The sequence below is a fragment of the Noviherbaspirillum sp. genome, assembly GCF_035654295.1.
GTDB lineage: Bacteria > Pseudomonadota > Gammaproteobacteria > Burkholderiales > Burkholderiaceae_D > Noviherbaspirillum.
In genome coordinates, this window is the sequence record NZ_DASRXF010000095.1 from 1 (window position 1) to 2,729 (window position 2,729).

Annotated in this window: 6 protein-coding genes; 5 read left to right on the forward strand and 1 reads right to left on the reverse strand. The window is 61.3% G+C overall.

Features of this window, described 5'->3' with window-relative positions; translation table 11 throughout:
* The 5 genes from VFF99_RS10160 to VFF99_RS10180 all read left to right on the forward strand — a co-directional run.
* The coding region (locus VFF99_RS10160; protein ID WP_325017440.1) for a hypothetical protein at positions 1-199 on the forward strand (199 nt) is incomplete at its 5' end.
* A gap of 43 nt (positions 200-242) precedes the next feature.
* The gene (locus VFF99_RS10165; protein WP_325017481.1) at positions 243-551 is read left to right on the forward strand and encodes a hypothetical protein; all 309 of its coding nucleotides are present in this window, start codon (positions 243-245) and stop codon (positions 549-551) included.
* Positions 552-587: 36 nt separating this feature from the next.
* Complete coding sequence (locus VFF99_RS10170) at positions 588-884, forward strand: hypothetical protein (RefSeq protein WP_325017482.1); 297 nt, start codon at positions 588-590, stop codon at positions 882-884.
* 12 nt (positions 885-896) lie between these two features.
* Positions 897-1,160 (forward strand): hypothetical protein, encoded by a 264-nt coding sequence (locus VFF99_RS10175; RefSeq protein ID WP_325017484.1) that lies wholly within the window; start codon positions 897-899, stop codon positions 1,158-1,160.
* A 170-nt stretch (positions 1,161-1,330) separates the two neighbouring features.
* Positions 1,331-1,654 carry a hypothetical protein gene (locus tag VFF99_RS10180; RefSeq protein ID WP_325017486.1) on the forward strand — a complete coding sequence of 108 codons (324 nt, stop codon included), beginning with the start codon at positions 1,331-1,333 and terminating at the stop codon, positions 1,652-1,654.
* A 54-nt stretch (positions 1,655-1,708) separates the two neighbouring features.
* Here VFF99_RS10180 and sodC read toward each other — a convergent pair whose 3' ends face one another.
* Positions 1,709-2,242 (reverse strand): superoxide dismutase [Cu-Zn] SodC, encoded by a 534-nt coding sequence (gene sodC, locus VFF99_RS10185; RefSeq protein ID WP_325017488.1) that lies wholly within the window; start codon positions 2,240-2,242, stop codon positions 1,709-1,711.
* Positions 2,243-2,729 lie beyond the last annotated feature (487 nt).

The window sequence follows — 2,729 nt, forward strand, 5'->3', positions numbered from 1 at the left end:
GACCCCGTCCTACTGCGCGCCCGACTACGGCATGCCGGCGCCGAAGTCCCATCCCACTTCGTTCGACTTCAACGCGTCGCAGTCCATCGGCCAGTCGCAAAACGTCATGAACAACAACGGCAACAACGTCGCGTTCGCCCACGGCATCACGTCCACCGTGAACCCGACTCAGTCCGCCAACAACAACATCAACTTCTAATCGCTTTTTACTACTTGCCCGACCACACCCAAGGAGACCCGAAATGACCACCACCCTGCTGATCAAAGACCTCGCCGTTGCCACCGAACTCGACCGCGCCGAAATGGCATCGGTCAGTGGCGGCAGCTGCTACTACAAGCAGCCTTCCTGCTGGACCCCGACCTACTGCGTGCCCGACTACGGCATGCCGGCACCCAAGGCCCATCCGTCGTCCGTCTCGATCGATGCGGCGCAATCCATCGGCCAGTCGCAGAACGTCGTCAACAACAACGGCAACAACGCAGCCTTCGTGTGCGGCATCACGTCGACGGTGAACCCGACGCAGAGCGCCAACAACAACATCAACTTCTGATTTGTTTCGTTCAACATCCCATTCAAGGAGAACACCATGTCCACACTGATGATCAAGGACCTGTCCGCCACCGTCGAACTCGACCATTCCGCCATGGCTTCCGTACGCGGCGGCTACGACAAGGCCTACACCGGCTCCATGTCGATGCATTCGGCCGGCGCCAAGGCGCCCTCGTACACCGCCCCGGCGAACACCTACAGCTTCGATGCCAGCCAGCTGATCGGCCAGGCGCAGAACGTCACCAACAACAACGGCAACTGCGTCGCGTTCGCCAACTGCATCACCTCGACGGTCAACCCGACCCAGAGCGCGAACAACAACATCAACTTCTAAGGAGAACGGCTCATGTCGAACCTCACCATCCAAGACCTGCCGCGCGCCGATGCGCTCGATGGCAAGGCGATGTCGGCAGTACGCGGCGGCAATTCCTGGCTCAAGGGCTTGGGGCCGGTCGCCAATGTCAACATCGACCTGAACCAGAACATCGCGCAGATGCAGAACATCGAAGTGAACGCGCTCAACAACGTCGGTGTCATCGGCGCCGGTTTCGGGCCGCTGAAGCTGGACGTCAGCCCCTCTCAGTGGGCGTATGCCGACGCGAAGCTCTGATCGCGCCGGAATGAGAAAAGGCCCGCCGGTCGTCCCGGCGGGCCTTGCTCGTGCATTGTCAAAAAAACACGCTTGACCAAGTGCAAATGTAAGCAATTGTTAGCCTGTCCACCGAATCCCGTCCTGCTGCGTTATGTGCCTGACACCAACAACCCGCATCGGGATTTCTCATGGACATTCAGCCCAAATTCGAAGCCGACCTGACCGTCAAATCGTTCGCCTATGCCGCCGGGCAGCTGGCCCGCTCGCAGGCCGCCCTTGCGCCGTCCGCGCAATACGAACGCATCCTGAACGAAGCGGAAAAGCACCGCAGCGCCCTGCGCCTGGTCCTGCGAGACGCCTTCGAAATGGCTGAACAGGCGGTGCGCAAGCACACCCTCACGAAGGCGGAATGCCATCAGCTGCGCGAATCGACAGCACAGACCATCGAACAGGCGCAGCAGGCGATCACGCGCATCGCCGCGCAATACGCGCCGCACAGACTCGCTGCCTGAGCGGCGGCATTGCAGGGTGGCGCCAGCAGGCAGGCTGGCGCTACCGTGCACTTCCTACTGGATCACCCCGCACACCACGCGCGCCCCGCCGCCGCCGAGCGGCGCAGGATGGTCGGCATGGTTATCCCCGCCTGCGTGGACCATGAGCGACCTGCCGCGCACATCCGCCAGCTTCAGGCGCGGCGACAGCACCGCGTTGCTCGCATTGCCCTGCATGTCGACATACAGCGGCGGCAAGTCGCCGAGGTGGCCGTCGCCCCAGGGCAGGCCGTGCTTCTTCGTGCCGGCCGGATCGTAGTGGCCGCCGGCAGCCAGCGCCGCCACCATTTTTCCGTTCTGTTCCTTGGGGTCGCAGCTCGGGTTTTCATGCACGTGGAAACCGTGCACACCCTGCGTCAATCCCGTGAGCGTGGGCGTGAATTCGAGCCCGTACTGCGTTTCGCGGATCACTACCTTGCCGGCGGATGCGCCCGCGCCGGTCTCGCTCACCGCCTTCATCTCCACCGTCACGCTCTGCGATTGCGCCATCGCTCCCGAACACAGCGCAAGCGCCGCGATCGATGCGAATGCCTTGAGTCGAACTTGCATGATTTTTTCCTTTTTCTCGCGTTATCCGTTGTGGGAAAGGTCTCCGGCTTTCTTGCTGCGGTCCATGCCGACATCCTCGTTGTTGCATGACTTTATCAGCCGGATTTTTCGCGCCGGTTGACGAAGCTCAGTGCAGGGACAATCGCCCCCACCCTTACCCCAGGGCAGCAATCGACATCCCGCGCACCGCCTGTCGTCGCCTGGCAAACAGTCTTCCTGCATCTGTTGGCCCGGTACCGTCTGCCCGGCGGCGGCAGAATCGGAGAGGGTATTGTAACGACGCCAGGCAAAATTCGGTTTTCACTTTAAGTTCAATCACTTACGCCATTCTTACGTGATCCAGGCAGGCGCTGGCACACTCCTCGCAATAGGTATGTCGAGCGCAACGAAATGCTCGTCCAACCCAACCAACTCTAGGAGATACACCATGACCACTCTGCTCATCAAAGACCTCGCCGCCGCCACCGAACTCGACCGTGCCGGCATG

What these genes read in the sequence shown, in the direction of transcription:
- VFF99_RS10165 (WP_325017481.1), top strand. Translation starts at nt 243, where the DNA reads ATGACCACCACCCTGCTGATCAAAGACCTCGCCGTTGCCACCGAACTC.
- sodC (WP_325017488.1), bottom strand. Translation starts at nt 2,242, where the DNA reads ATGCAAGTTCGACTCAAGGCATTCGCATCGATCGCGGCGCTTGCGCTG.
- VFF99_RS10170 (WP_325017482.1), top strand. Translation starts at nt 588, where the DNA reads ATGTCCACACTGATGATCAAGGACCTGTCCGCCACCGTCGAACTCGAC.
- VFF99_RS10180 (WP_325017486.1), top strand. Translation starts at nt 1,331, where the DNA reads ATGGACATTCAGCCCAAATTCGAAGCCGACCTGACCGTCAAATCGTTC.
- VFF99_RS10175 (WP_325017484.1), top strand. Translation starts at nt 897, where the DNA reads ATGTCGAACCTCACCATCCAAGACCTGCCGCGCGCCGATGCGCTCGAT.